Source organism: Burkholderia sp. AU16482 (assembly GCF_002223285.1).
Taxonomy (GTDB): Bacteria; Pseudomonadota; Gammaproteobacteria; order Burkholderiales; family Burkholderiaceae; genus Burkholderia; species Burkholderia semiarida.
In genome coordinates this window covers 1,431,336-1,457,754 of sequence record NZ_NKEY01000006.1, presented here as the reverse complement: position 1 = coordinate 1,457,754, position 26,419 = coordinate 1,431,336, and the positions used below count along the sequence as shown (strand labels likewise).

Genomic DNA, 26,419 nt, shown 5'->3' with positions numbered 1-26,419 from the left:
GGAATGACGCAATGAGCATCTTGGGAATCGAGCAGATCACGTACGGTGTCGACGACCTCGCCACCTGCCGGCGCTTTTTCGCCGACTGGGGCTTGAAGGAAGTCGCGCACGACGACACCCGCGCCCGTTTCGAAACGCTGAACGGTTGCACCGTGCTGGTCGTGCGGGCCGACGATCCGTCGCTGCCGCCCGCATTCGAAGCCGGCCCGACGCTGCGTGAAGTCACGTGGGGTGTCGCGACGCGGCAGGAACTCGACGCGCTGCGCACGAAGCTCGCCGGCCAGCCCGGCTACTACGCGCAGGAGGATGCGGTCGGCTGCATCGATCCGAACGGGATGGCGATCCGCGTCGAAGTCACGCGCAAGCGCGCACTCGACATCACGGGCTCGCCGTCGAACGTGTGGGGCCAGACGCTGCGCGTCGACCAGCCGAGCCCGATCTATGCGCGTGCGGAGCCGGTCGAGGTCGGGCACGTCGTGTTCTTCACGAACCGCCTCGACGCGCAGGAAACGTTCTATCACGAACTGCTCGGCTTCGAGACGTCGGATCGTTACCCGGGCCGCGGTGCGTTCATGCGCTGCGCGCCGCACGGCGGCCATCACGACCTGTTCCTGCTCGCGCTGCCGAATGGAAAACGCGGCCTGAACCACGTCGCGTTCACCGTGCGCGACATCCACGAAGTGTTCGGCGGCGGCATGCACATCGACCGCTGCGGCTGGCAAACGCAGCTCGGCCCGGGGCGTCATCCGGTGTCGTCCGCGTACTTCTGGTACTTCCAGAACCCGGCCGGCGCATTGATCGAATACTACGCGGACGAGGACGTGCTCACGCCCGAGTGGCAGCCGCGCGAATTCGAGCCGGGCCCGACCGTGTTCGCCGAATGGGCCGTCGACGGCGGCCTCGACGGCAACACGCGCCGGCAGAAGAACGCGAAGGCGCCTGAAGGCAAGTTCATGACGGAGCGGAAATCGTGAGCGAAACGAACTCGCAGGAAGCGGCCGCGCCGGGCACGGTCGTCGTGATCGGCGGCGGCCAGGCGGCCGGCTGGGTGCTGAAGACGCTGCGCGCGGAAGGCTTCGCGGGCCGCCTCGTGATGATCGCCGACGAGCCGCACTTGCCGTACGAGCGCCCGCCGCTGTCGAAGGCCGTGCTGGCCGGCGACGCCGACATCGAAACCGTGCGCGTCGTGCGCCCCGACGAATTCGATGCGCTGAACGTCGAAGCGTGGCAGCCGGAACGCGCGGCGTCGATCGATCGCGCGCGCCGCGTGGTGAAGACCGAAAGCGGCCGCGAGATCGCATACGACCGGCTCGTGATCGCGACCGGCGGCACGTCGCGCCGCTTGCCCGATGCGCTCGTCAACACGCCGAACCTGCATTACCTGCGCACGCTCGACGAAGCGGCCGCGCTGGGCGAGAAGCTGCGCGCGAGCCGGCGCGTGCTCGTGATCGGCGGCGGCTGGATCGGCCTCGAAGTCGCGGCAACGGCGCGCAAGCTCGGCGTCGATGCGATCGTGGTCGAAGGTGCGCCGCGCCTGTGCGGCCGTTCGGTGCCGCAGATCGTGTCGGACTTCCTGCTCGACCTGCATCGTTCGAACGGTGTCGAGGTGCGCACGGGCGCGGCGCTCGCGTCGCTCGACCCGCAGCCGGACGACGCGTCGAAGGTACGCGCGACGCTTGCCGACGGCACGACGATCGACGCCGATTTCGCGGTGGCCGGCATCGGCCTCGCGCTGAACGTGTCGCTCGCGAGCGATGCGGGGCTCGCGATCGACGACGGCATCGTCGTCGACGAATACGGTGCGACCAGCGATCCGGCGATCTTCGCGTGCGGCGACGTCGCGAACCATCACAACGGCTGGCTGAAGCGGCGCGTGCGGCTCGAATCGTGGGCCAACGCGCAGAACCAGGCGATCGCGGCGGCGAAGGCCGTGCTCGGCGTGCGCGCACCGTATGCGGAGATTCCGTGGTTCTGGTCCGATCAGTACGACGTGAACCTGCAGATCCTCGGGGATCTGCCGGCCGATGCGCAGCTCGTCGTGCGAGGCGATCTCGCCGCGCGCCGTGCGACGCTGTTTTTCGTTGGCGACGGGCATGTGAGAGGTGTCGTCGCGGTGAACAACGCGCGTGAGTTGAAGCTCGCGCGCAAGTGGATGAACCAGGGCCGGGCGGTGGATACGGAAGCTCTGGCAGACACGACCCAGGCGCTTGCCTGACCGGCCCAACCCGGAAAGAGATCCAGGAGATACCCCGCATGAGCACTTTCGACAACGTCGTGGCCGGCAGGGCCACGATGGAAGCTGCCGCCGCCACGCCCGGTGCGATCATCGCGCGGCTCGAGCGGCTGCCGGCCAACGCGATGCAGATCCGCGCGCGCGTGCTGATCGGCACCGCGACGTTCTTCGACGGCTTCGACGTGATCACGATCGCGGCGACGCTGCCGCTGCTGATTCACAAGTGGGGGCTGTCGCCGACGCAGATCGGCATGCTGATCGCGTCCGGCGCGATCGGCCAGTTGATCGGCGCATTCCTGTTTCCCGCGCTCGCGGAAAAGCACGGCCGCGTGAAGGCGATTGCGTGGAGTTCGGCGGTGATCGGGATCACGAGCATCGCGTGCGGCTTCGCGCCGACGTTCGAGGTGTTCGTGCTGCTGCGGATCCTGCAGGGGCTCGGGCTCGGCGGCGAATTGCCGGTCGCCGCGACGTACATCAACGAGATCACGCGCGCGCATGGCCGCGGCCGCTTCGTGCTGCTGTACGAGATCGTGTTCCCGATCGGCCTGCTCGTGTCGATGGCGCTCGGCGCCTGGCTCGTTCCGCGCTTCGGCTGGGAGATCATGTACTTCGTCGGCGGGCTGCCGCTGCTTCTGTCGCTCGTGCTCACGCATCTCGTGCCGGAGTCGCCTCGCTGGCTCGCGTCGCGCGGGCGGCTCGCGGAAGCCGGGCGTGCGGTCGGCGCGTTCGAGGAATCGGTGCGCGGCGAGTTGCCGCCGGCCACGCAGGCGGCCGCGTTCGACGAGATGGTGCGTCAGCATCCGAAGCGCAGGATGAGCGACCTGTTCAGCGCCGCGTATCGCAAGCGCACGCTCGCGGTGGCGACGCTGTGGGCGACCTGCGGGTTCATCCAGTACGGGCTGTCGACCTGGCTGCCGACGATCTACAAGAACTTCTATCACGCGCCGCTGCAGCTCGCGCTGAACCTCGCGGTGATCGGCTCGGTGATGGGCGTGCTCGGGTCGCTGGCCTCCGCGCTGCTGGTCGACAAGCTCGGCCGCAAGCCGGTGATCGTGTGGTCGTTCGTGCTGTGCGCGCTGTCGCTGGTGTTCGCGGGCATCTATCACGCGTCGTCGGTGTATGTGGTCGCGACTTTCTGCTCGCTGTCGCTCGGGCTGATGGCGTCGGGCTTCATTACCGCGTACGTCTATACGCCGGAGCAGTATCCGACGAGCATCCGCGCGTCGGGCTGCGGGCTCGGCAGCGCGTGGCTGAAGATCGCGTCGTTCGCGGCGCCGATGATCGTGCCGCACGCGATCATCGGCGGGAACCTCGCGCCGGCGTTCTACCTGATCGGCATCGTGCCGCTGATCGCGGCGGCGACCGTGCACTTCGTCGGGATCGAGACGAAGGGGAAGGTGCTGGAGGCGCTCGAGGCGTAAGCGTGGCCGGCAGTCACGGTCCAGGTACTCGGGCCCGGGAGATGTTCCCCGGGCCCTTTTATTTCGCCGCGGTCCGTCGTTCCATGTGGAGCGCTGCCAACGGGCGCCATGGTTGCCGCACGGCTCACGTGTTCTAATTCACGGTCCCGATTTTCATCAGACCGTCGCCATGCCCCTGTTCGAACCCGTCACGCTGAATACCTCCCGCCTCGTCCTGCGGCCGCTTCGCGACGCCGACGCACACGCTTTCTTCGAGATCTGGTCCGATGCGGAGGCGATGCGCTACTTCTCGTTCTCGCCGATGACGCAGCTCGAACAGGCCGAGGAGCGCATCGCGCGCAACGTGCAGACCGCCGCGAGCGGGGAGAGCCAGACCTGCGTGCTCGAACTGCGGGAGACTGGCGAAGCGCTCGGCGAATGCGCGCTGTTCCATGCGAACGCGCAGTGCCGGCGCGCGGAGATCGGCTTCAGCCTGCGGCGCAGGTTCTGGGGCGGCGGATACATGCGCGAAGCGGCGACGGCCGTGATCGATCATGCCTTCGCCACGCTGCGACTGAACCGCCTCGAAGCCGATATCGATCCGCGCAATGCCGCGTCGGCGCGGCTGCTCGAACGGCTCGGCTTCGTGCGGGAAGGGCTGCTGCGCGAACGCTGGATCGTCGGCGACGAAGTGTCGGACAGTGCGCTGTACGGGTTGCTGGCGCGCGATCGACGCTGATGCTGTGGCGGCAGCGGATTACTTCGCGGCAGGAGCGATCGCGCACGCGTCGATGCAACGACGCGGGGTCATCGGGTTCGGGCCGCCAGGTGCGATTCGACGGCCGGCCGGTAAGGTTGCATTCACAACTGCGCGAGCCAGCCCTCGACCTTGTCTTTCCCGCGCAGCGTTGCAACCCATCGGTCGGGCAACGCCTGTTCGCCGTACAGCGCGCCGGCGAGGCCGCCGGCGATGGCCGCCGTCGTATCCGTGTCGTTGCCGAGCGCGATCGCGCGCTTCACGCAGTCCTCATAGCTGCCCGTCGACAGCAGGCAATGGATCGCCGACCAGAAACTGTCGATCACATAACCCGATCCTTGCGGCGCGTCGAAGCGGCCGTCGAGCACGATCTTCAGTTCGATTTCGTCAGCCGTGCCTTCGTAGCGCGCGAGCAGTTCGTTCTCCGCTGCGCGCACCGCATCGGGTGCGGGCTGGCCATCGACGATCCTCAGCGCCGTCAGGCAATAGAGCGCGCAGCAAAGCTGCGAACGCATGTGACCGTGCGTGACGACGCTCTGCTTGTACGCGAGCCGGATCGCGTCGTCGCGCGACGCGGCGACCATCGCGACGGGGAAGCAGCGCATCAGCGAGCCGTTGCCGTTGTCGCGCTCCTCGCGGGGCCCGGCCTCCGCGGGCGCGGCGCCGGCCGCCAGCGCATGGAACGCGCGTTGCGTCTGCAGGCCGACGTCGAATACGCGGCCGTCGGGCGTGAATGCGCCGCGACGAAACCAGTCCAGCAGGTTGCCGGCGAACGTATCGAGATTCAGGTCGTGCTCGCGCAGCAGTGCGTCGAGCAGCGCGAGCGCCTGCGCACCGTCGTCGCTCCAGGTGCCGGGCGGTACGCCGCCGTGCGCGCGAGCGAAGCCCGGCGGCGGGGTCATGTCGATCGCGGCAGGCGGTGGGATCGACGCGGCGTCGTGGAATTCATACGGCACGCCGAGCGCGTCGCCGATCAGCAGGCCCAGCAGGCCGCCGCGCAGGCGGGATCGTCGGTTCGGAATCGTTGTCATCAAGGCGAATTCGGGTTGGGGCGGCTTGCGTCGCGGAAGACCGTGCACAAGACCTCGAACTGGGCCCCGTCATTATGCCGTCGCCGCCAATTGGTGTCCCTTTCGGACTGTTCGCCGGGCGCCTTCGCGCGGTGGCAGCCGCAGTCGTCGTTGAAACGACCCGCGACGATTACGTCAATACTCGTCCGGCCGCCACGTCGGCAGGCACTTCGCGCTCCAGTGCCTTGGCGGCGAGTTCCCCGACCCAATCCGCATCGGCGGGATCGACGACGCCATATTGGTCCGGCGGAAAAAAAGCATGGTGGTGAGCCGCCGCAGCCAGGCGCTCACATTCGGCGTGAGACAGCAGACAGGACGTCACGGTCAATGGCGCCGCCGGTCCACTCCATCTCAATCCGATGCGGATATGGGTGCGTGGTGCAAATGCGATTGCCAATTCTCGCCGCGGGATCAATCGTTTCGTCTCCGAGGGGAGCGTTGGCGGTCCGTACCAATTGTCTGCCGCAATTCGATGATCCAGCACCAGCCAATGGCCGACGGACGTTCGGGCCAGGATCCACTGCCTTACTCGGGCCCTGCCGGGTTTGAGCTTGCCGTCGATCCATTCCTCGACGTAGACGGGTTCCGGATCGTAGTCGTCCGACCACACGACGATTGCCGAACTTAGCGTATGGCGCTCCAATTCGACATGCCCGTTGGACGGCATTTCGCGCCAGTACCGCTGTCGGGTACCGTACGTCGCGACGCACCAGTTCAGGCCGATCCACGCTGCGATGAAGAGCGCCGTGACCCATATGACGGTGACGGCTGTTTCGCCGACCGCACGATCCATATCAAAGGCCGGATCGACCATTCCGCGGTATGCAAGCATACCCAGCAGATACGCGAGTATCGGGATCGCAGGCCCGACTACGACCGGCACCACCAGAATGGCGAGCCAGCTTCGGACATGCACGATCGCCGCCGACTTGGCGCGCGCACGCTCCTCATCGCTCATCGCCGCGACTTCCCGCGCGGGAATGTCGTCGCTCGGGGTGTGGAACCGCTCATACGTATTCTGGCATTTGGGCATTCGACGGGGCGTTCGCTGAAAGAGGGCGATATAGCAGGGATTTCCTCGAGGAACTGATTCTTGCATACGTCAGGGTCGGTTCTCAGACGGACGCATGTGCGTTCCGTACGAAAAACAAGACCGATGCGCTGCGGTCGGTGCGAAACCATGCGGCAGGGGCCCGTATGCGCAGGCGGCCCAAAGTCGAACGGTAGCGGATGAAACGACGCCGGGAAGACAACGACGCGCTGGGATTGTCGCGAGCGGATGACTTGCCGGATTCACCGGGCGAACGTACGCTTGGTCGATATCACGGTCCACCCACAGGTTCTCGACCATGCAAGCTCGTCCTCTGCGTCTTTCCCCCGGCGACGATCTGCGCGGCGCGATCGAGCTGGCGTTGCGCCGCCACGATTCGCACGCGGCCTTCGTGATCCAGGGCATCGGCAGCCTGAGCGTCGCGCAGTTGCGTTTCGCCGGCGCTGATCAGCCGGCCGAGCTGCGCGGCGACCTCGAAATCCTGACGCTGGCCGGCTCGGTGTCGCCGGACGGCGCGCATCTGCATATGTCGATCTCGGATGCAGCCGGCCGCGTGACGGGCGGCCACGTCGCGAGCGGCTGCGTGGTGCGCACGACGGCCGAGATCCTGCTCGCGCTGCTGCCCGCGCATCGTTTTTCGCGCGAGCCCGATGCGGACACCGGTTTCAACGAACTGGTGATTCGGAGCGCGCCTTCGTGAGCGGGGCGGCAACGCCGCATCGACACCGCGATGCGCCGATCGCTGCGTCCTTTTCGCCCGCATAAAAAAGGCGCCGCGGCCATGCGGCCCGCGGCGCCTGGTGCGCGGCGACGTCGACCACCCGCCGCCGCCCGGTTGCGCGCTTAGATCTGCACGGTGTCGGCGACTTCCTTGAAGTCCTCGATCTGGTCGAAGTTCATGTACTGATAGATCTTGTCGCCGTTCGCGGTGAGCACGCCCATGTCGGCCATGTACTCTTCCTTGGTCGGGATCTTGCCCAGACGCGAGCAGATCGCCGCCAGTTCCGCCGAGCCGAGGTACACGTTCGTGTTCTTGCCGAGGCGGTTCGGGAAGTTGCGGGTGGACGTCGACATCACCGTCGCGCCTTCGCGCACCTGCGCCTGGTTACCCATGCACAGCGAGCAGCCCGGCATTTCGGTGCGTGCGCCGGCCGTGCCGAACACGCCGTAGTGGCCTTCTTCCGTCAATTGCTTCTGGTCCATCTTGGTCGGCGGCGCGACCCACAGCTTGACCGGAATGTCGCGCTTGCCTTCCAGCAGCTTCGACGCGGCGCGGAAGTGACCGATATTGGTCATGCACGAGCCGATGAACACTTCGTCGATCTTCGCACCGGCGACGTCGGACAGCGTCTTCACGTCGTCCGGATCGTTCGGGCACGCGACGATCGGCTCATGGATGTCGGCGAGGTCGATTTCGATGACGGCCGCGTATTCGGCGTCGGCGTCCGGCGCGAGCAGTTGCGGGTCGGCCAGCCACTGTTCCATCGCCGCGATCCGGCGCTGCAGGCTGCGCGGATCCTGGTAGCCCTGCGCGATCATCCACTTGAGCAGCGTGATGTTGCTGTTCAGGTATTCGATGATCGGCTCCTTGTTCAGGCGCACCGTGCAACCGGCAGCCGAACGCTCGGCGGACGCGTCCGACAGCTCGAACGCTTGCTCGACCTTGAGGTCGGGCAGGCCTTCGATCTCGAGAATGCGGCCCGAGAAGATGTTCTTCTTGCCTTGCTTCGCGACCGTCAGCATGCCTTGCTTGATCGCGTACAGCGGAATCGCGTTGACGAGGTCACGCAGCGTGACGCCCGGCTGCATCTTGCCCTTGAAGCGGACCAGCACCGATTCCGGCATGTCGAGCGGCATCGTGCCGGTGGCGGCCGCGAATGCGACGAGGCCCGAGCCTGCCGGGAAGCTGATGCCGATCGGGAAGCGCGTGTGCGAATCGCCGCCGGTGCCGACGGTGTCGGGCAGCAGCATGCGGTTCAGCCACGAGTGGATCACGCCGTCGCCCGGGCGCAGCGCGATGCCGCCGCGCGTGCTGATGAAGTTCGGCAGCGTCTGGTGCGTCTTCACGTCGACCGGCTTCGGGTATGCGGCGGTGTGGCAGAACGACTGCATCACGAGGTCGGCCGAGAAGCCGAGGCACGCGAGGTCCTTCAGTTCGTCGCGGGTCATCGGGCCGGTGGTGTCCTGCGAGCCGACCGAGGTCATCTTCGGTTCGCAGTACGTGCCCGGGCGCACGCCCTGGCCTTCCGGCAGACCGCACGCGCGGCCGACCATCTTCTGCGCGAGCGAGAAGCCCTTGCCGCTGTCGGCCGGCTGGTGCGGCAGGCGAAACAGCGTCGACGGCGGCAGGCCGAGCGCTTCACGCGCCTTCGCGGTCAGGCCGCGGCCGATGATCAGCGGAATGCGGCCACCGGCGCGCACTTCGTCGAACAGCACGTCGGACTTCACCTGGAATTCGGCGATGACCTTGCCGTCCTTCAGCGCCTTGCCTTCGTACGGGCGCAGTTCGACCACGTCGCCCATGTTCATCTGCGACACGTCGAGCTCGATCGGCAGCGCGCCGGCGTCTTCCATCGTGTTGTAGAAGATCGGGGCGATCTTGCCGCCGAGGCACACGCCGCCGAAGCGCTTGTTCGGCACGAACGGGATGTCCTCGCCGGTGAACCACAGCACCGAGTTGGTGGCCGATTTGCGCGAGGAGCCGGTGCCGACCACATCGCCGACGTACGCGACCAGGTGGCCCTTTTCCTTCAGCGATTCGATGAACTTGACGGGGCCGCGCTTGCCGTCTTCTTCCGGCGTGATGCCCGGGCGCGCGTTCTTCAGCATCGCCAGCGCGTGCATCGGGATGTCGGGGCGGGTGGTGGCGTCCGGCGCCGGCGACAGGTCGTCGGTGTTGGTTTCGCCCGTGACCTTGAAGACGGTGATGGTCAGGCTTTCCGGCACTTCCGGACGGCTCGTGAACCATTCGGCATCGGCCCAGCTCTGCAGCACGGCCTTCGCGTGCGCGTTGCCCTTGTCGGCGAGTTCCTTCACGTCATGGAACTGGTCGAACATCAGCAGGGTTTTCTTCAGCGCGTCGGCGGCGACCGCGGCGACGGCTTCGTCGGACAGCAGTTCGATCAGCGGCTGGATGTTGTAGCCGCCGAGCATCGTGCCGAGGAGTTCGGTCGCGCGCGCCCGCGAGATCAGCGGGCAGGCGGTCTCGCCCTTGGCCACGGCGGCCAGGAAGCCGGCCTTCACGCGGGCGGCTTCGTCGACGCCGGCCGGCACGCGATGGGTGATCAGGTCGAGCAGTGTCTGCTCTTCGCCGGCGGGCGGGTTCGTCAGCAATTCGACCAGTTCGGCGGTTTGCTGAGCCGTCAGCGGCAGGGGAGGAATACCGAGCGCGGCGCGGGCGGCCACGTGAGCACGAAAGTTTTCAAGCATGGGGAGACCTGCTGATATTGCGTTGGAGGGGAAGGCCTTGCCGGCACTCCGGGGCTATTCCAGGCACTGCTTTGAGCGCGATTCTAGTCTCAATGGTCTGGAACGTCAAATGTCTTATGTCTTATATAAGACTTGGGAGTGTGAAAGACGGGGCGCGGCCGTATGGCGCAGCCGGCCTTGTCGGGCGGATGCTGGGGTGTCGGTTCAGGTCCGTCGGTGTCGCACATATCTGCACAAGCGCGCAGGAAACGGTACACACCGGGCGCGTTCGGGCCGCTACGCTTGCCGTCACGCGGCTTGCATCGAGTGTCGGAACGGGAGGCGGAGGTCGTCGCGCGCCTGTCGATCCGGCCCGGGCGGCAGCGATTCCCTTGACTCCGGCGATCCACGACATGCGCTCCAGAGACGCGATTTTCCTGATGATGGTGCTCGTCGCGTCGCCGGCCGTTCACGCGGCCGCGCCCGGCGACGAAACGCGGGATGCGGCGAGCCGGCCGGTCGCGCTGGTCTATCGCGGTCCTGCCGCGTGCGACGGGTGCGCCGAAACCATCGCCAGACGCCTGCGGGAATCGGCCCACCGGTTCCGGGTGATCTACGTGGGGCCGGCGGAAAAGCTCAAGATCACACCCGCGGCGCTGGCCGGTGCGGCGCTCTACGTGCAGCCCGGCGGCGGGCAGGACATTCCCGGCGCGGCAGCCAGCATCGGCCGAAACGAAATGCGGGCCGTGCGGCGATACGTAGCGAACGGCGGCCGATATCTCGGACTGTGCATGGGCGCCTACCTGGCCGGCGCGCAGGGTTTCGGGCTGGTTGCCGGCGATATCGACGCCGAGGTCGGCCGGCCGGGTTCGACGCTTCACGGCATCGCCGACACGGTGACGCCGGTCGTCTGGCGCGGGAAAAAGCGCTGGATCTACTTTCAGGACGGCGCGAGGCTCCCGGTCGCGCCGATCGGCTCCGGCGGGACCGTGCTGGCGATCTACCCGAACAAGGACATCGCGGCTGCCACGTACCGCTACGGCAAAGGGCGCGTCGGCCTTGCCGGCCCGCATCCGGAGGCCGATCAAAGCTGGTATCGCCAGAATGGTCTCGAGAACCCGGACGGCGTGGTGCCGGACCTGGCCTACGACCTGATCGACGCGACGATGAAGCCTTAGCGGAGGAGCCGCGGCGCGCGCGGTTTATCGCCGTTTGGCGCGATACGCGTCGAGATTCTTCCGCGCCTGCGCGCGGATCGCGCGCTGCATGAAAGGCGTCCAGCCGAGCAGCGCGCCTTTCATCCCGAGCGCCTGACGCGCCCAGCGCCACAGGTCGAAATGGTCGCGATGCTCGACGATGCGTCCGTCGCGAAACCGGAAGCGCGCATCGATCCGGTTGACCACCATTCGGCCGGTCGCGGCGAACCGGTAATGCGCGCTCCACTGCGCGCGCCCGGCCTGGCCGTCCGCGGCGACTTCGCCGAACGTCAGCGAGAATTCCTGCGCCCGCGCGACCAGCATCCGCCACATGTCGCGCGCGAGTTCGCCGCGCAGTTCGCCGAACGCGGGATCGCTGAACACGATGTCGTCGGCATAGCACGCGAGCATCGCATCGATGTCGCGCTGCTGAAAGGCCGTGTAGAAGCGCTGGATCAACGCGGTGTTCGGATCGGTCATGTCGGGTATGAGTGCGCCGGGAGGCGGGTGGTGACGTTCGTCGAAACGTCGAACGGAAAAGCGGCGGCGGGCAGCGCGAGCCGACGCCCGCGCGAGCCACGTCGGGCGCGGCCGGCTCAGGCGCGGCTGGTTTGCCGCCGGATGATACGCGTCAGCGGGCCGCCATCGCAACGTCCTGGCTGCTGCGTCCCGTCACCAGGCAGCCCGACATGAAGGCCTCGCTCTGGCTGCCGGCGGCGGCTTCGCCGAAGCCGCGGCCGAGCGCATCGGCCTTCACTTGCGCGGCGCCTTGCTCGCATGCGAGCGGGCTGGCGTCGCGGCCCTGCGCGTGCAGGATCGCGCGATCGCCGATGAGATAGGCCAGCAGCGCGAAAACAGCGATATGTACGGCTCGTCTCATGGTTCGTCTCCTCGTCGCTCAAGCGTAACGCGGACACGTCCGACGAAGCACTTGGGGCTTCCCCCGGTAAACGTCTGCTGAAAGCGGTGGCGGGGCAGGGCGATCCCGTCCTGTTTTTCCGCCGTTGCTGGGGAGGCGGGCAATGCGCGCGAGTTTGACGAATGTCAGGGTGCGGGCGGGCGACGGCGGTCGCGCGGCCGTTCAAAGCGATAGCATGAATGCATGATTTGACGGAACGCGATGCGGGGGCGACCCATCGGGTCCGGCAAGCAGGCAAATGTTGAATATCGCTGTCGAAATAGTGAGGAATCCAAATGTTGAACGTCTCTTCCGTCCTGATCAGTCTTGCCCCGATGTGGGCCATCCTGCTGCTGGCTTCTTCGGCGGCCGCCTATTTCGTGTTCTGGCGCAAGGCCATCAAATAAACGCTGCGCGACAGCGTGCGCCCGGGGCGCACGCGTCACGCCCCGTTGCCGTCATTGCACCGCCGTCACCGGCACATTCGAAATCCGCATCAGCCGGCCCATCACGCTGCGCCGAAACACCGACATCAGCGCGTGCAGCGGATCGTGCCGCGGCGCGACCACCACGATCTCGTCGCAACCGGTTTCGGTCGCCACGGCCGCGATCGTGTCGGCCACCGGGCCGACCTTCACCTCGACGGTGTATTTGACGCCGGCCTCCTTCAGAATCCGCTCTGCCATCGCCAGATCGCCGGCCGCGAATTTTTCTTCGATCGCGCGCAACCGCGACAGCGGGTGATAGGCCTCGAGCCGCGTGGATTCGAGCGGCGCCTGCACGTTGATGAGCACGACCTCCGATGCGCAGCGCTCGCGATACAGGAATGTCGCGTGGCGAACCGCCTGAAGCGAGCGCGGCGAATGGCCGACCGGAACCAGCAGCTTGAGCATGGGCGATATCCAGGGAACGAGATGCTTCCAGCGTAGCGCGCGGCCGGGCCGGGCCATCTAAAGAGATCGCGCGGCCGCGTAAAAATGTCGTTAACGGGCGCCGGCACATGACGCGCCTATTAGAAATATAAGAAATTTAAATTTATGCGCATAAACGATTTCATCGGGCGTGGCGGCCTGGGCAGCGCGGCGTCGGGCGCCCGGATTTAGTCGAATCCTCAATGAATCGCGACGGAAAATATCGGAGGTCGAGCATCCGGCGTCACGTAGAGTAGAGCATCGGCCGCGGCGCGACCGTCTCCCGGCGGGCATGGGAGCGAGCGCCGTCGAGCCTTCCATTCCGATTCCAGGAGACCTCGCATGCCGCACGGCGCCCCGCAGTTTCTCGCTCCCGCTTCCATTTCCGTCGATCCGATCGTGCGCTTGTCGGCCGGCGAGCTCGCGGCGGCGATCCGCAGCAAGGCGGTTTCGTGCGTCGAGACGATGCGTGCGTATCTCGATCACATCGAGCGTGTGAACGGCGCGGTCAACGCGATCGTCGCGCTGCGCGAGCCCGATGCGCTGCTGGCCGAAGCCGCGGAAAAGGATGCGGCGCTGGCGCGTGGCGAGTACCGCGGCTGGCTGCACGGGATACCGCAGGCGCCGAAGGATCTGGCGATGACGAAGGGGCTGCGGACGACCTACGGCTCGCCGATCTTCCGCGAGAACGTGCCGCAGGCCGATTCCGTCGGCGTCGCGCGGATGCGCGCGGCGGGTGCGATCTTCATCGGCAAGACCAATACGCCGGAGTTCGGCCTCGGTTCGCACACGTTCAACGAGGTCTACGGCGCGACGCGCAACCCGTACGACCTGACGAAGAGCGCGGGCGGCAGCAGCGGCGGCACGGCGGCCGCGCTCGCGTCGCGGATGCTGCCGGTGGCGGACGGCAGCGATTTCGGCGGATCGCTGCGCAATCCGGCCGCGTTCTGCAACATCGTCGGCTTCCGTCCGTCGCAGGGCCGCGTGCCGCGCTGGCCGGGCGTCGACGTGTTCATGCAGCAGCTCGGCATCGAAGGGCCGATGGGGCGCACCGTCGGCGACGTCGCGCAACTGCTCGCGATCCAGGCCGGCTACGACCGCAACGATCCGCTGTCGCTCGCGGAGGATCCGGCCGTGTTCGCGCAGCCGCTCGATGCGGATCTGCGCGGCAAGCGCATCGCGTGGGTGGGCGACTGGAACGGCTATCTCGCGACGGAGGCCGGCGTGCTCGCGCAGTGCGAGCGCGGGCTGGCGACGCTGCGCGAGATCGGCTGCGACGTCGATGCCGCGCTGCCGGCGTTCGCGCCCGACCGGATCTGGCGCCTGTGGCTCACGCACCGGCACTTGCTGTCGGGCGGCGGGTTGCTCGCGCACTATCGCGACCCGGTGCGCCGCGCGCTGCTGAAGCCCGAGGCGATCTACGAGGTCGAAGGGCTGCTCGCGATGCAGGGCGCGGCCGTGTTCGACGCGAGCGTCGAACGCACCGCGTGGCATCAGGCGGTGCTGAGCTTCTTCGATCGTTACGACTTCATCGCGGCGCCGACCGCGCAGGTATTCCCGTTCGACGTCGAACAGCGCTGGCCGCAGGAGATCGCGGGGCGCGCGATGGACACGTACCACCGCTGGATGGAAACGGTCGTGCCGTGGACGCTCGCCGGCTGCCCGGTGATCAACGTGCCGGTCGGCTTCAACGACGCGGGATTGCCGATGGGGATGCAGCTGATCGGGCGTCCGCGCGCCGATCTCGCCGTGCTGCAGCTTGCGCACGGCTACGAGCAGGCGGCCGACTGGGTGGCGCGGCGCGTGCCGGCATGGATGGCGGCGTGATACCGCGGCCGGCGGGTGGCCGGTAGGCGGGTGACGAAACGGGCGGCGGCGAGCTGCCCGTTTCGTTTTGCATCGTTCGACTTGAAGCTCGCCGGCGCAGGCGGGAGCCGGCATTCATTGATGCAACCGGAGAAAGAATCGCAACGCGTGCACGGCATCGCGCGGCAAACGTACGCGAATCCGCGCGACGGGGCCCGTCGGTCGCCGAATTGCAAGCGGCGGCGCGGCGTGATTTCGTTTCGATGTGTTTCAGTCGTTGCGGCGGCACGCGACGCGCTTCGACAATATTGCCTCGATCATTCGGGCACGAGGAAAACACATGAAGCACATTCGCGCGACGGGCCGGTATCTGGCCTCGGCAGGCATCGCGTTCGGCATCCTGGTGAGCGGCACCGCACACGCGCAGCTCGACCTGCAGTCGATCGGCGCGTCGCTGCTCGGCGGCGGGCAGCAGCAGGCGGCAGCGCCGGCGCAGGGCGGTGTCGCTCAGTTGCTGCAGGCCTATGTCGGCGCGAACCAGCAGGTGCTGAGTGGCCAGTCGTCGCTCGCATCGGCGATGGGGCTGACGGGCGCGGCCGGGCAGGCGCAGCAGGCCGCGAGCCAGTTGTCCGGCGGCGATGCGCTGTCGCCGGCCACGCTGTCGCAGATGGGCGGCGCGCAGCAATCGGTGTCGCAGGCGCTCGGCCAGGCGTTCGCGAGCGGCGGCGCCACGCACGGCCCGATCGACAAGCAGGCGTTCAGCAACGGCCTCGCCTCGCTCGGGCAGGGGCTCACGCAGTATTCGCAACTGCAGTCGGGGCTCGGCAATCTCGGCTCGACGAGCGCGGCGTCGCTGCTGCAATCGGGCCTCAATCCGCAGAACATGCAGGCCGCGACGTATATCGCGCAAAGCGCGCCGGGCCAGTTGCAGTCGCTCGCCGCGACGCTCGGCCAGGCCGTGCAGTTCGCGACGAGCCAGGGCATTTCGGTGCCGTCGGTCGCGTCGTCCGCACTGAAGCTGCTGCCGTAACGTCGCGCGGATGCGTGCGCGATGCGTCGCCGGCATCGCGCGCGCCGGCCACGAACGATCGTCCCGCACACCATGGGGATTTCGCGCGATGCTATCGTGGCGTGTTCCTTTTATCGGTGCCGGTTCATGACTGACTCGTTCGACCTCTCGCGCTATTTCTCCCGCATCGGCTACGACGGCCCGGCCGAGCCGACGCTCGACGTGCTGCGCCGGCTGCACCTGCTGCATCCGCAGGCGATTCCATTCGAAAACCTCAATCCGCTGACCGGCGCGCGCGTCGCGCTCGACCTGCCCGCGATCGTCGACAAGTTGATCGAGCGCCGCCGCGGCGGTTACTGCTTCGAACTCAACAAGTTGTTCTACACCGCGCTCACGACGATCGGCTTTCGCGTGACGCCGCTGATCGCGCGCGTGCGCTGGATGCGGCCGCCCGAGATCGTCACCGCGCAGACGCACATGCTGCTGCGCATCGACCTCGACGGCGCGGTGTGGCTCGCGGACATCGGCTTCGGCAGCGCGACGCTGACCGCGCCGCTGCGCTTCGTGCCGGGCGAGCGGCAACTGACGCCGCACGGCGCGTTCCGCGTGATCGACGCACCGGTCGACGGCGAATTCGACATGCAGTTCGAAATTCCCGACGGCTGGCAGACGACTTACCGCTTCTCGCTGAAGCCGGCCGAATGGATCGATTACGAAGCCGCGAACTGGTTCACGTCGACGTATCCCGAATCGATCTTCGTGAACGACCTGATCGCGTGCCGCGTGCTGCCGGACGGCCGCGCGGCGCTGCTCAATACCGTGCTGACGCTGCGCGACGCGGCGGGGGCCGGGCGCACGATCGCGTTCGACAATGCAGCCGACTGGGCCGCGTGCCTGCGCGACACGATCGGCATCGATACGGCGGGATTCGATCTCGACGCGCTGTTCGCGCGGCTTGCGGCGCGCGCTGCGCGGTAACGCGACGCAGGGCATCCGACGGCGGCTCGGCACATGGGCCGCGATCATCCCGCCATCGTCCTCCGTTGACTTTTGCTAGATTGCTAGCATACTAGTACCCATGACCGACGAAGAAGTGAAGCAATTCAACGTGTACCTGCCGCTCGGCCTGATCCGGCAGGTCAAGCATCGCGCCATCGAGACGGAGCAATCGCTGTCCGCGCTGGTGGCCGACGCGTTGCGCGCGTATCTGGCCGCGCCGCCGCCCGGCGCGGAGCCGTCCAACAAGGAGAAGTGACATGTCGTCCGAACGGATCGAAGCTGTGTACCTGACCACGCACAACTGGGGCAAGTCGGCGAAGTTCTTTCAGGCGCTGGGCTTCAGGCTGGAATTCGAAACCGATCACCAGTCGGGCCAGTTGCGCAGCGGCGACGGCCCGTTCCTGTTCATCGCCGAAGTGCCGCCGAGCGAAAAGCCCGACATGCAGGTCGTCATCAAGGTGGCCGACGAGCAGGCGGTGCAGCCGCAGCCGATCGTCGATGTCGTCACCCCGTTCGAGGACACGCACTGGGGCACGCGCGACATGACCGTGCGCGATCCGGACGGTCGCGTGTGGCGCCTGCAGGCGCCGGGCAAGCAGGGCGCATGAGGTCGACATGACGGATATCCGCGAAGACGACGCACCCGACAGCACGGCCGCGCGTGTCGCGCTGTGGCGCGCGCTGCACGTCGAACTCGACGCGCCGCCGCATGTGCTCGCCGACGAGATCGGGTTGCAATTGCTCGCGCCGGCACCCGGCTGGCAGCAGCGCGGCGACATGGATCCGCAGTTCACGCGGCCGTTTCGTGCGTCGATCGTCGCGCGAGCGCGCTTCATCGAGGACCTCGTGGCCGAGCAGGTCGCGCGCGGCGTGAGCCAGTACGTGATCCTCGGCGCGGGGCTCGACAGTTTCGTGCAGCGCCGGCCGGACATGGCGTCGTGCGTGACGGTATTCGAAGTCGACCAGCCGGCGCCGCAGCGCTGGAAGCAGCGCCGCCTGGTCGAACTCGGCTTCGGCGTGCCCGACTGGCTGCGCTTCGTACCGGTCGATTTCGAAGCGAAGCAGTCGTGGCGCGACGCGCTCGTCGGCGCGGGCTTCGATGCCGGCCAGCCAGCGGTCGTGGTGTCCACCGGCGTCAGCATGTACCTGACGCGCGAAGCGAATGCGGCCGCGCTGCGCGAAGTCGCATCGCTCGCGCCCGGTTCGACGTTCGCGATGACGTTCCTGTTGCCGCTGGACAATGCAGATCCGGACGTGCGCCCGGGGATGGAAATGGCCGCGAAGGGCGCGCACGCGAGCGGCACGCCGTTCATCAGCTTCTTCATGCCGGACCAGATCCAGGCGCTCGCCCTGGAGGCCGGCTTCGCGAAGGCGGAACACGTGTCGGCCGCCGAGCTGACGCGCCGTTATTTCGCCGACCGCACGGATGGCCTGCGGCCGCCGAACCCCGCGGAAGAATTGCTCGTCGCGACGGTCTGACCCGTCGCGCCCGTCGTTCCCGTCACGCGCGTTCGAGCACGGCCATTTCCCGCACGACCACGAGCAGCACCGCGAGGCTCGCGCCGCCGGACGCACGCAGATCCGCGAGTAGATGCTCGTAACGCGCGAGCGCGGCCTCGCGGCGCGCGCGCCACGCACCGACGATCGTGTCCGGCGTGGTCGAGTCCGGCGATTCCGCGAGCGCGCTCGTCGCGAGCGTGCGCTTGAGCCGCGCGACTTCCGCGAGTGCGGCGGCGCGCGCGAGCATGTCCCAGTGCGTCGGTGTCGGCAGGGTCGCCGCGCGTTCGCCGATCCACCCGTAATTGAGCAGCGTGCCGAGCGAGAAATAGACGCCCGCGACGGGTTCGAGGCTGCGGTTGCAGGTCGCGGCCACTTCGGCGATGTCGAGCAGCGCGGCCGAGATGTCGCCGCTCGCGACGCGTACCGCGAGCGCGCTGTCGACGCCGGCATCCACGAGCACGCGCTGCCGCTCGGACAGCGCATCGAGATCGTCCGCCGGCAGCAGCGACGGCAGTTGCGGCGCGAGCCGCTGTGCGGCGTCGCGGCAACGCGCGATCAGCTCGGCGACGCCGCCGTCGGCCACCGCGCCCGCTTGCAGGTGACGCAGGAACCACAGCGCCGCGCGCTCCAGCAGCCGCGCGACGTCGACGAACATGCGCGCCTGCACGTCGTCGGCGACGCGGTTGTCGAGCGCGTCGATGTCGCGCCACACCGCATCGAGGTCGAACACGTCGCGCGCCATGATGCATGCGCGCACGATGTCGCCGGGCTTCGCGTCGGTTTCCTCCATCAGCCGGTGCACGAATGCGCAGCCGACGCGGTTCACGAGCGCGTTGGTCAGGTGCGTCGCGAGAATCTCGCGGCGCAGCGGATGGCGGCGCATCGGCTCGCTGAAGCGCTGCTGCAGCGGCTTCGGGAAGTAGTCGACGAGCATCGCCGCTACCAGCGGATCCTCGGGCACGTCGGATTCGAGCAGCGCGTCGTAGAGCCACATCTTGCTGTACGCGAGCAGCACCGCGCGCTCCGGCGACGTGAGGCCGAGCTTCGCGGCCTGCCGCTCGGCGACTTCGTCGTCGGTCGGCAGGAATTCGATCACGCGGTTCAGGCGGCCCGCGCGTTCGAGCCAGCGCATCAGGCGCGCCTCGGCGTCGAGCAGCTCGACCGCATAGCGGCCCGCGATCGACAGCGCCTGCGTCTGGTAGTAGTTGTCGCGCAGCACGAGCAGCCCGACTTCGTCGGTCATCTCGGCGAGCAGCGCGTTGCGCTGCTTCTCGGTCATCTCGCCGTCGGACACGACGAGCCCGAGCAGGATCTTGATGTTGACTTCGTGATCCGAACAATCGACGCCGGCCGAGTTGTCGATCGCATCGGTGTTGATGCGGCCGCCGCGCTGCGCGAACTCGATGCGGCCGAACTGCGTGCAGCCGAGATTGCCGCCTTCGCCGACGACCTTGCAGCGCAGGTCCGCGCCGTTCACGCGCACCGTGTCGTTCGCGCGGTCGCCGACCTGCGCGTGGGTTTCGCGCGCGGCCTTCACGTAGGTGCCGATGCCGCCGTTGTACAGCAGGTCGACCGGCGCCTGCAGGATCGCGCGGATCAGCTCGGTCGGCGGCAGCGCGTGCGCGTCGATGCCGAGCGCGGCCTGTACCGCCGGCGACAGCGGGATCGTCTTCGCGGTGCGCGGATACACGCCGCCGCCCGGCGAAATCGCGGCCGCGTCGTAGTCGGCCCAGCTCGAGCGTTCGAGCGCGAACATGCGCTGGCGCTCCGCGAAGCTCGTCGCCGGGTCGGGGTTCGGGTCGAGGAAGATGTGCCGGTGATCGAACGCGGCGACGAGCCGGATATGCGGCGACAGCAGCATCCCGTTGCCGAACACGTCGCCCGACATGTCGCCGACGCCGACCACGGTGAAGTCGGTCGTCTGCGTGTCGATGCCCATCTCCCGGAAGTGCCGCTTCACCGATTCCCACGCGCCGCGCGCGGTGATCGCCATCTTCTTGTGGTCGTAGCCGACCGAGCCGCCGGACGCGAACGCATCGTCGAGCCAGAAGCCGTATTCGTGCGAGATCGCGTTCGCGTAGTCGGAGAAGGTGGCCGTGCCCTTGTCGGCGGCGACGACCAGGTACGGATCGTCGGGGTCGTGGCGCACGACGTCGGGCGGCGGCACGATCGCGTTGCCGGCGAGGTTGTCGGTGAGGTCGAGCAGCCCGCGCAGGAACGTCTGGTAGCACGCGATGCCTTCGCGCATCCAGGCTTCGCGATCGGTCTGCGGCGGCGGGTTCTTCACGACGAAGCCGCCTTTCGAGCCGACCGGCACGATCACGACGTTCTTCACCATCTGCGCCTTCATCAGCCCGAGCACCTCGGTGCGGAAATCCTCGCGGCGATCCGACCAGCGCAGGCCGCCGCGCGCGACGCGCCCGCCGCGCAGGTGCACGCCCTCGACGCGCGGCGAATACACCCAGATCTCGAACATCGGCTTCGGTTCGGGCAGGCCGGGCACCTTCGCCGGGTTGAACTTGAACGACAGGTACGGCTTCGATTCGCCGTTCGCGTCGGCGAGGAAATAGTTCGTGCGCTCGGTGGCGTTGATCACGCCGAGGAACTGGCGCAGGATGCGGTCCTCGTCGAGGTTCGGCACCTGGTCGAGCGCGCCTTCGATCGCCTTCAGCAGCCGTTCGGCCTGCACGTCGCGCGTGTCGCCGATGCGCGGGTCGAAGCGCAGCAGGAACAGCGCGACGAGTTGCCGCGCGATCGCCGGATTGCCGGTCAGCGCGCGTTCGATATACGCGTCGCTGAAGGTCGAGCCGACCTGCCGCAGGTATTTCGCATACGCGCGCAGGATCGTCACTTCGCGTGCGCTCAGGTGCGCGCGCAGCACGAGACGGTTGAAGTCGTCGTTTTCGATCCGGCCGCTCCAGATCCGGTCGAACGCATCCTCGAACAGGCCTTTCACGCGCTCGATGTCGAACTCGGTATCGTCGGCGAGCTCGAGGCCGAAATCGTGTACCCATGCATGCGCGGCGTCCTGCGTCTGGATCCGGTACGGCCGCTCCTCGTCGACGCGCACGCCGAGATGTTCGAGCATCGGCAGGCTGCGCGACAGCGCGATCGGGTCGCCCGCGCGATACACCTTGAAGCGGAACGCGCGCGGCTCGGCCTCGATCGGGCGGTACAGGTTCATCGCGAGCTGGCCCGAGTCCTTCACGCGCTCGATCAGCTCGATGTCGCGCACGGCCGTGCGCGCCGGGTAGTCGTCGCGATAGCCGGCGGGGAACGAATCGGCATAGCGCTGCAGCAGGCGGTTGCCTTGCTCTTCGCCGAATGTGTCGAGCAGCGCGTCGGCGAGATCGTCCTGCCAGCGGCGCGTGACCTGCACGAGCCGCGTTTCGAGCTCGCGCGTGTCGACGTCGGGCATCGTGCCCGGTTCCGCATGCACGACGAAATGAATGCGCGCGAGCGCCGATTCCGACAGCAGCGGCGTGAACTCGACGTTCACGCCGTTGTACGCATCGACCAGCAGCTTCGCGATGCGGCGGCGCAGATCGGTGTTGTACTTGTCGCGCGGCACGAACACGAGACACGACACGAAGCGGTCGAAGCGGTCGCGGCGCACGAACAGCCGCGTGCGCTGGTGTTCCTGCAGGCGCAGGATGCCGAGCGCGATGTCGTAGAGCCGGTCTTCGTCGGCCTGGAACAGTTCGTCGCGCGGATAGGTTTCGAGCACCGTCACGAGCGATTTGCCGAGATGCCCCTTCGGCAGGAAGCCCGCACGCCGCACGATGTTCGCGCACTTGCGGCGCACGATCGGGATCTCGGTGAACGAACCGAAATAGGCGGTCGACGTGTAGAGGCCGATGAAGCGGCGCTCGCCGGTGACCTTGCCGTCGGCACCGACGAGCTTCACGCCGACGTAGTCGAGATAGCCGGGCCGGTGCACGGTCGCGCGCGAATTCGCCTTGGTCAGGAAGATCGGCCAGGGGCCGGTGATGATCTCGGCGGCGGCCGGCGGCAGCGGCGTCACGTCGGGCGCGCCGGACGTGCGCAACGATTCGCGCAGGATGCCGAAGCCCGAGCCCTCGATGCCGCGCAGGCCGAAACCCGTGCCGTCCGATACGAGCGCGTAGTCGCGCTGGCCGAGGAACGTGAAGTGATCGGCGGCCATCCATTCGAGGAACGCGCGCGCCTCGATGTCCTCCGCGGTCGATTCGCGCGCCTTCATCTCCTTGATCGTCGCGCGGGCGATGTCGACGATCTTCGGCCAATCTTCCACCGACGCGCGCACGTCGCCGAGCACGCGCGCGATGTCCTCGCGCAGCGTGTCGAGCAACGCGGCGTCGCCGCAGCGGTCGACTTCGAAATGGATGAACGACGCGAGTTGCGACTGGCCGTCGCCGGACGTCGCGCCGCCCGCGTCGACCCGCTCGATGCCGCCGCCGGCGCCGCGCCAGATGCGGAACACCGGATGCAGCGCCGAATGCAGCGCGAGCCCGAGACGGTTGATGGCCATCGTCACCGAGTCGACGAGGAACGGCATGTCGTCGTTGACGATCTCGATCACCGTGTGGTCGGAATGCCAGCCGTGCTGTTCGAGGATCGGGTTGTACACGCGCAGGCGTTCGCTGCCGGGCACGAATTTCTGGGCGGTCTGCCAGTGCGCCATCGCGGCGCCGTACAGGTCGGCGATGCCGCGGCTCTGCAGATCGTCCGCATCGACGAAGTCGTAGTAATGACGCAGGAAGGGTTCGACGATCCGGAACGTGGCGTCGGGCAGGCGAGCGCGCGCGAATTCGACGACATCGGAGAGCAGGTGTGCGACGACTTCCTCGTTCTTCGCTTCCATGGCGGTCTCCTCGTCGGGTGGCCATCGGCTGCTGCGTCTGTCCCGCATTATGCGCCGATTGCGTGACGAAGCGATGTGCGGGCGCACAACGGCGGCGGGCGAAGGCGCCCGCGTGCGGCGCCTGTCGCGGGCGCCGCGGGGTAGGGTTTGGGTGCGGCACCGGGCAGACGACGCCGAAGCGACGCCGCCCGTGTCGCTCAACCCTCATCGCTCCACAGCTTTCCGGCCGTCGCCCAGTTCTCCTTCTTCACGTCGGTGAGAATGATATCGACCGAGCCCGGCGCGCAGCCGAGCGTCTCGCACGTGACGCGCGTGATTGCTTCGACGAATGCGCGCTTTTGCTCGACGGTGCGGCCTTCGAACAGCTGGATATTGAAAGTCGGCATGACACATGCTCCGGTTGGGATTGAACGATTGACGACGAGCGATTCGGCACGGTGCGGATGCGGCGTCAGTCGCGATACGACGGATCGATCCGGTCGAGCCGGCGCAGCAGCGCCGGCCATTCCAGTTCGCCCTCGATCGCGCCGCCGTCGCGCAGTTGTTCGGCGGTGCGCTCGGCGATGGCCGGTTCCGGCAGCACGAGGGGCCCGCCGCCTGCTTGCGCGCGCAACTGGATGTCGCACGCCTTGATCAGCGTATCCATCAGCACGTACGCTTCGGCGACGGTCCGGCCCACCGTCAGCGTGCCGTGATTGCGCAGCAGCATCGCGGATTTCGCGCCGAGGCTCGCCGTCAGCCGCGCGCCTTCGTCCGGCGAGAACGCGAGCGCCTCGTACTCGTGGTACGCGAGATCGCCATGAAAGCGCAGCGCGTGCTGCGACGCCGGCAACAGCCCGTCGCGCTGGATCGACACGGCGATGCCGGCCGTATTGTGCAGGTGCATCACGCAGACGGCGTCCGCGCGCGCGGCGTGCACGGCCGCATGCAGCGCGAAGCCGGTCACGTTGACCGCGTGCTCGCCGTCGCCGATCCGGTTGCCGGCCAGATCGATCTTCACGAGGTTCGATGCGCGGACCTCGTCGAAGGTCAGGCCGAACGGGTTGATCAGGAAGTGGCCCGGCTCGCCCGGCACGGTTGCGGACAGATGCGTGTAGATCAGGTCGTCCCAGCCGTTCAGCGCGACGAGCCGGTACGCGGCGGCGAGGTCGACGCGCAGCTTGCGTTCGGCGTCCGAGATCGGGCCGCCGGGCTTCACGGCATCAGGACGGTGTGCGAATGACATCGGGTTCTCCGAGGGTGAGGCGGCGCGCGACGGCTACGGTCACCCATGACGCGAGCGCGAACGGGGCCGTGAACAGGGTAATGCCTGCGCGCATCGCGAGCCACTGGATCAGCGCGGCGAGGGCGGCGGCCGCGAGCGCCGCACGCGGCCCGCGCGACATCAGCGCGAGCGCGGCGAGCGCGCCATTGAAGCTGAGCAGGCCATCGGCGAACGATGCGTCGCTCGCGCCGAGCGCGACGAGCAGCACGGTCGACGCGATCGCACCGCCGAGTGCGAACGCGGCCGCGCGGCGCGATGCGACGGCGAGACCGGCGACGACCAGCGCGCCGGCCCAGGCGCCTTGCGCGAAGGTGGTCTGAGCGACGCCCGACAGCAGCGCGTCGGTTGCGGAAGCGAGCGTCGGCACGGGATCGGCGCTCGCGCCGTCCGCATGCTGCGACGCGACAAACGGCAGCCACAGCGCGGTGACGGCCAGGCACGGGCTCGAATACGGGCACTGGCGCCAGCGGGCGAGCGGCGCCCGCATCGCGCGTTGCACGAGCGCCGCGCCGATCGCGACCAGCGGCACCAGCGCGATGGCGGCGAGTTGACCGGGCGCGAACAGGACGGCGATCAGCGCGGCCAGCGCACCGTTGAAGCCGTGCAGCCCCTGTTCGACGTCGCGGCGCTCGGCGCCCGTCAGCACGGCCGTCATGCTCGCGGCGGCCGAGCCGACCAGCGCCGCGCATGCGAGCCGCAGGTCGGTCAGCGCCAGCGCGGCCAGGAGCAGCGCGCCGGTGAGCGCATGCGCCTGGAGCACGATCTGCCCGACGCCGCGCAGCAGGATGCGCAGGTCGATCGACGGCGAGGCGGGGAGGGCGGTAGGCATGATGGCGGCGGAGCAGGACAAGCCGCGAGCATAGGGCACGTTTCAATGCACCGGAATAGGGAATTCTGGATAGTCAGGATTTGTGGCGGATGCGCTGATGTGGGGCATGGTCGGTGTGTATTCGGCGCGGGTGTAGTCGACTTCGCCGAGCGGCTCGGCGCCCCGGTCATGTTGACCACGACGACCCAACGTTGGACGAAATCGCGTATCGCTCCGAGAGCCCGACCAGGCTGTGATCTCAAGGCGATATGGTTGCGGTTCGACCACGCCCGCCGGACGCGGACCGAAGCTCGATAGCGAGGTCTGCTCTCGCGAATGCGCTGTTGTAGAACCGTGCGGCAAGGGGACTCTGGGTCTCGACTCGCCCACGAAGCCCGCCACGTTCAGCCATTCGTTCTCGCACCGGGCATTGAATGCGTATAATACGTACAATACGTATTACTCGTCCCGGAGACGCCATGGTCACCATTACCGCAACTGAACTGGCCCGCCATACTCGCCAGATCCTCGATCAGGTCGCCCAACGCCGTGAGACGATCGTGGTCGAACGCAACCAGACCGTGATCGCGCGGCTGGTCCCGGCCGAGCCCGTTATGGACGCCGCACAAGCGCTCGAAGGCCTGCCTGCAAGTTTCGACGCCGAGGACGCAGCCCGTTGGCTGCGAGATAGTCGCAGCGGCTTCGAAGACGGAGTTCGTGATCCGTGGGCATGATCATCGACAGTTGCGTGTGGGTGGGGCTGGCCGGCGGCACGATCGAATCGCGTGCCGTGATCGACACGGCGGGCGATGCGCCTGTGTTCATCTCGACGATTTCGTTGGGCGAACTGGCATTCGGCGTGCAGGCTTGCGCGGACGCTGCCAAACGCGCGCGGCGCGCCGCCCATTTGCGCCAACTTGAGCGCCGACCTGTGCTTGAAGTCACGCGCCACACTGCGGCCGCTTTCGGGGTGCTGGCTGCTGCTGTCAAGCAGGCGGGCCGCTCGCCGCGGCCGCGCTACAACGATCTGTGGATTGCAGCGCAGGCGATTGAGCACGGCTATGCGCTGATGACGCTGAACGTCGCGGATTTCGCTGATTTGCCAGGGCTAACCGTGCGCGTGCCACATGCTTGAACGTGAACGAGTGGCGAGCGTGAATCTGGACTGAACCTTGGACGGTGCGCCAGCCACCGGGTGGACCGCGTTCGCCGTTCGAGGATGAGCGCGGAGCGGCGCGAGTCGTGGAAGCTATCCGATCGGCGTTC

The 26,419-nt window shown here is 67.7% G+C and carries 24 protein-coding genes; 14 read left to right on the top strand and 10 right to left on the bottom strand.

The window, feature by feature from the left end:
• The first annotated feature begins 11 nt into the window (after positions 1–11).
• The 4 genes from CFB35_RS23935 to CFB35_RS23920 all read left to right on the top strand — a co-directional run bounded on the left by CFB35_RS23935 (position 12) and on the right by CFB35_RS23920 (position 4,372).
• Positions 12–974, top strand: coding sequence for a VOC family protein (locus tag CFB35_RS23935; RefSeq protein WP_059584890.1), 963 nt, complete (start codon positions 12–14; stop codon positions 972–974).
• Positions 971–2,215, top strand: coding sequence for an NAD(P)/FAD-dependent oxidoreductase (locus CFB35_RS23930; protein WP_059584891.1), 1,245 nt, complete (start codon positions 971–973; stop codon positions 2,213–2,215). Before CFB35_RS23935 ends, CFB35_RS23930 begins: the two co-directional genes overlap by 4 nt.
• 38 nt (positions 2,216–2,253) lie before the next feature.
• Entirely contained in the window at positions 2,254–3,654 is a 1,401-nt protein-coding gene (locus tag CFB35_RS23925; RefSeq protein WP_059584892.1) for an MFS transporter, read from the top strand.
• A 169-nt stretch (positions 3,655–3,823) separates the two neighbouring features.
• Complete coding sequence (locus tag CFB35_RS23920; RefSeq protein WP_059584893.1) at positions 3,824–4,372, top strand: GNAT family N-acetyltransferase; 549 nt, start codon at positions 3,824–3,826, stop codon at positions 4,370–4,372.
• A gap of 122 nt (positions 4,373–4,494) precedes the next feature.
• On the opposite strand, the gene CFB35_RS23915 is transcribed toward CFB35_RS23920, so the two are convergent.
• On the bottom strand, positions 4,495–5,421 hold the full coding sequence (locus CFB35_RS23915) for an ADP-ribosylglycohydrolase family protein (protein WP_059584894.1): 927 nt from the start codon (positions 5,419–5,421) through the stop codon (positions 4,495–4,497).
• A gap of 169 nt (positions 5,422–5,590) precedes the next feature.
• Entirely contained in the window at positions 5,591–6,493 is a 903-nt protein-coding gene (locus tag CFB35_RS23910) for a hypothetical protein (protein ID WP_059584895.1), read from the bottom strand.
• Between the two features lie 316 nt (positions 6,494–6,809).
• Here CFB35_RS23910 and CFB35_RS23905 point away from each other — a divergent pair, with 316 nt between their 5' ends.
• Complete coding sequence (locus CFB35_RS23905; RefSeq protein ID WP_059584896.1) at positions 6,810–7,211, top strand: PPC domain-containing DNA-binding protein; 402 nt, start codon at positions 6,810–6,812, stop codon at positions 7,209–7,211.
• A gap of 143 nt (positions 7,212–7,354) precedes the next feature.
• Here CFB35_RS23905 and acnB read toward each other — a convergent pair whose 3' ends face one another.
• Positions 7,355–9,940, bottom strand: coding sequence for a bifunctional aconitate hydratase 2/2-methylisocitrate dehydratase (acnB, locus tag CFB35_RS23900; protein ID WP_059584897.1), 2,586 nt, complete (start codon positions 9,938–9,940; stop codon positions 7,355–7,357).
• A gap of 371 nt (positions 9,941–10,311) precedes the next feature.
• Between acnB and CFB35_RS23895 the strand changes: the two genes are divergently transcribed.
• Positions 10,312–11,097 (top strand): BPL-N domain-containing protein, encoded by a 786-nt coding sequence (locus CFB35_RS23895; protein WP_226093935.1) that lies wholly within the window; start codon positions 10,312–10,314, stop codon positions 11,095–11,097.
• 24 nt (positions 11,098–11,121) lie between these two features.
• Here the strand turns inward: CFB35_RS23895 and CFB35_RS23890 are convergent, their stop codons facing one another.
• The 3 genes from CFB35_RS23890 to CFB35_RS23880 all read right to left on the bottom strand — a co-directional run bounded on the left by CFB35_RS23890 (position 11,122) and on the right by CFB35_RS23880 (position 12,906).
• Positions 11,122–11,595, bottom strand: coding sequence for a nuclear transport factor 2 family protein (locus tag CFB35_RS23890; protein ID WP_059584899.1), 474 nt, complete (start codon positions 11,593–11,595; stop codon positions 11,122–11,124).
• Positions 11,596–11,746: 151 nt separating this feature from the next.
• Positions 11,747–11,995, bottom strand: a complete 249-nt coding sequence (locus CFB35_RS23885; RefSeq protein ID WP_059584900.1) for a hypothetical protein — start codon at positions 11,993–11,995, stop codon at positions 11,747–11,749.
• A gap of 476 nt (positions 11,996–12,471) precedes the next feature.
• Positions 12,472–12,906 (bottom strand): universal stress protein, encoded by a 435-nt coding sequence (locus tag CFB35_RS23880; RefSeq protein WP_059584901.1) that lies wholly within the window; start codon positions 12,904–12,906, stop codon positions 12,472–12,474.
• Positions 12,907–13,266: 360 nt separating this feature from the next.
• Between CFB35_RS23880 and CFB35_RS23875 the strand changes: the two genes are divergently transcribed.
• The 6 genes from CFB35_RS23875 to CFB35_RS23850 all read left to right on the top strand — a co-directional run bounded on the left by CFB35_RS23875 (position 13,267) and on the right by CFB35_RS23850 (position 18,217).
• Entirely contained in the window at positions 13,267–14,751 is a 1,485-nt protein-coding gene (locus tag CFB35_RS23875; protein ID WP_059584902.1) for an amidase, read from the top strand.
• A gap of 319 nt (positions 14,752–15,070) precedes the next feature.
• Positions 15,071–15,760, top strand: a complete 690-nt coding sequence (locus CFB35_RS23870) for a hypothetical protein (protein ID WP_059584903.1) — start codon at positions 15,071–15,073, stop codon at positions 15,758–15,760.
• Positions 15,761–15,886: 126 nt separating this feature from the next.
• Positions 15,887–16,717 carry an arylamine N-acetyltransferase gene (locus tag CFB35_RS23865; RefSeq protein WP_059584904.1) on the top strand — a complete coding sequence of 277 codons (831 nt, stop codon included), beginning with the start codon at positions 15,887–15,889 and terminating at the stop codon, positions 16,715–16,717.
• Between the two features lie 100 nt (positions 16,718–16,817).
• Positions 16,818–16,994 carry a ribbon-helix-helix protein, CopG family gene (locus tag CFB35_RS23860; RefSeq protein WP_059584905.1) on the top strand — a complete coding sequence of 59 codons (177 nt, stop codon included), beginning with the start codon at positions 16,818–16,820 and terminating at the stop codon, positions 16,992–16,994.
• 1 nt (position 16,995) lies between these two features.
• The gene (locus tag CFB35_RS23855; RefSeq protein ID WP_059584906.1) at positions 16,996–17,346 is read left to right on the top strand and encodes a glyoxalase/bleomycin resistance/extradiol dioxygenase family protein; all 351 of its coding nucleotides are present in this window, start codon (positions 16,996–16,998) and stop codon (positions 17,344–17,346) included.
• Positions 17,347–17,353: 7 nt separating this feature from the next.
• Complete coding sequence (locus CFB35_RS23850) at positions 17,354–18,217, top strand: class I SAM-dependent methyltransferase (RefSeq protein WP_059898034.1); 864 nt, start codon at positions 17,354–17,356, stop codon at positions 18,215–18,217.
• Positions 18,218–18,239: 22 nt separating this feature from the next.
• On the opposite strand, the gene CFB35_RS23845 is transcribed toward CFB35_RS23850, so the two are convergent.
• The 4 genes from CFB35_RS23845 to CFB35_RS23830 all read right to left on the bottom strand — a co-directional run bounded on the left by CFB35_RS23845 (position 18,240) and on the right by CFB35_RS23830 (position 25,174).
• Positions 18,240–23,081, bottom strand: a complete 4,842-nt coding sequence (locus CFB35_RS23845; protein ID WP_059584908.1) for an NAD-glutamate dehydrogenase — start codon at positions 23,079–23,081, stop codon at positions 18,240–18,242.
• A 197-nt stretch (positions 23,082–23,278) separates the two neighbouring features.
• The gene (locus CFB35_RS23840) at positions 23,279–23,467 is read right to left on the bottom strand and encodes a 4-oxalocrotonate tautomerase (RefSeq protein WP_011547447.1); all 189 of its coding nucleotides are present in this window, start codon (positions 23,465–23,467) and stop codon (positions 23,279–23,281) included.
• Positions 23,468–23,532: 65 nt separating this feature from the next.
• Positions 23,533–24,306: a class II aldolase/adducin family protein gene (locus tag CFB35_RS23835; protein ID WP_089465626.1), complete on the bottom strand. Its 774-nt coding sequence runs from the start codon at positions 24,304–24,306 to the stop codon at positions 23,533–23,535.
• Positions 24,284–25,174: an urea transporter gene (locus CFB35_RS23830; RefSeq protein ID WP_089465625.1), complete on the bottom strand. Its 891-nt coding sequence runs from the start codon at positions 25,172–25,174 to the stop codon at positions 24,284–24,286. Before CFB35_RS23830 ends, CFB35_RS23835 begins: the two co-directional genes overlap by 23 nt.
• A 458-nt stretch (positions 25,175–25,632) precedes the next feature.
• Between CFB35_RS23830 and CFB35_RS23825 the strand changes: the two genes are divergently transcribed.
• Together CFB35_RS23825 and CFB35_RS23820 are read left to right on the top strand one after the other, a co-directional pair.
• Positions 25,633–25,887: a type II toxin-antitoxin system Phd/YefM family antitoxin gene (locus tag CFB35_RS23825; RefSeq protein WP_059584911.1), complete on the top strand. Its 255-nt coding sequence runs from the start codon at positions 25,633–25,635 to the stop codon at positions 25,885–25,887.
• On the top strand, positions 25,878–26,288 hold the full coding sequence (locus tag CFB35_RS23820; RefSeq protein ID WP_060009289.1) for a type II toxin-antitoxin system VapC family toxin: 411 nt from the start codon (positions 25,878–25,880) through the stop codon (positions 26,286–26,288). Before CFB35_RS23825 ends, CFB35_RS23820 begins: the two co-directional genes overlap by 10 nt.
• The last annotated feature ends 131 nt before the right edge of the window (positions 26,289–26,419 follow it).

Coding starts and splice junctions, on each gene's coding strand:
- CFB35_RS23935 (WP_059584890.1), top strand. CDS start 12: ATGAGCATCTTGGGAATCGAGCAGATCACGTACGGTGTCGACGACCTC.
- CFB35_RS23925 (WP_059584892.1), top strand. CDS start 2,254: ATGAGCACTTTCGACAACGTCGTGGCCGGCAGGGCCACGATGGAAGCT.
- CFB35_RS23920 (WP_059584893.1), top strand. CDS start 3,824: ATGCCCCTGTTCGAACCCGTCACGCTGAATACCTCCCGCCTCGTCCTG.
- CFB35_RS23915 (WP_059584894.1), bottom strand. CDS start 5,421: ATGACAACGATTCCGAACCGACGATCCCGCCTGCGCGGCGGCCTGCTG.
- CFB35_RS23910 (WP_059584895.1), bottom strand. CDS start 6,493: ATGCCCAAATGCCAGAATACGTATGAGCGGTTCCACACCCCGAGCGAC.
- CFB35_RS23905 (WP_059584896.1), top strand. CDS start 6,810: ATGCAAGCTCGTCCTCTGCGTCTTTCCCCCGGCGACGATCTGCGCGGC.
- acnB (WP_059584897.1), bottom strand. CDS start 9,940: ATGCTTGAAAACTTTCGTGCTCACGTGGCCGCCCGCGCCGCGCTCGGT.
- CFB35_RS23890 (WP_059584899.1), bottom strand. CDS start 11,595: ATGACCGATCCGAACACCGCGTTGATCCAGCGCTTCTACACGGCCTTT.
- CFB35_RS23885 (WP_059584900.1), bottom strand. CDS start 11,995: ATGAGACGAGCCGTACATATCGCTGTTTTCGCGCTGCTGGCCTATCTC.
- CFB35_RS23880 (WP_059584901.1), bottom strand. CDS start 12,906: ATGCTCAAGCTGCTGGTTCCGGTCGGCCATTCGCCGCGCTCGCTTCAG.
- CFB35_RS23875 (WP_059584902.1), top strand. CDS start 13,267: ATGCCGCACGGCGCCCCGCAGTTTCTCGCTCCCGCTTCCATTTCCGTC.
- CFB35_RS23870 (WP_059584903.1), top strand. CDS start 15,071: ATGAAGCACATTCGCGCGACGGGCCGGTATCTGGCCTCGGCAGGCATC.
- CFB35_RS23865 (WP_059584904.1), top strand. CDS start 15,887: ATGACTGACTCGTTCGACCTCTCGCGCTATTTCTCCCGCATCGGCTAC.
- CFB35_RS23860 (WP_059584905.1), top strand. CDS start 16,818: ATGACCGACGAAGAAGTGAAGCAATTCAACGTGTACCTGCCGCTCGGC.
- CFB35_RS23855 (WP_059584906.1), top strand. CDS start 16,996: ATGTCGTCCGAACGGATCGAAGCTGTGTACCTGACCACGCACAACTGG.
- CFB35_RS23850 (WP_059898034.1), top strand. CDS start 17,354: ATGACGGATATCCGCGAAGACGACGCACCCGACAGCACGGCCGCGCGT.
- CFB35_RS23845 (WP_059584908.1), bottom strand. CDS start 23,081: ATGGAAGCGAAGAACGAGGAAGTCGTCGCACACCTGCTCTCCGATGTC.
- CFB35_RS23840 (WP_011547447.1), bottom strand. CDS start 23,467: ATGCCGACTTTCAATATCCAGCTGTTCGAAGGCCGCACCGTCGAGCAA.
- CFB35_RS23835 (WP_089465626.1), bottom strand. CDS start 24,306: ATGTCATTCGCACACCGTCCTGATGCCGTGAAGCCCGGCGGCCCGATC.
- CFB35_RS23830 (WP_089465625.1), bottom strand. CDS start 25,174: ATGCCTACCGCCCTCCCCGCCTCGCCGTCGATCGACCTGCGCATCCTG.
- CFB35_RS23825 (WP_059584911.1), top strand. CDS start 25,633: ATGGTCACCATTACCGCAACTGAACTGGCCCGCCATACTCGCCAGATC.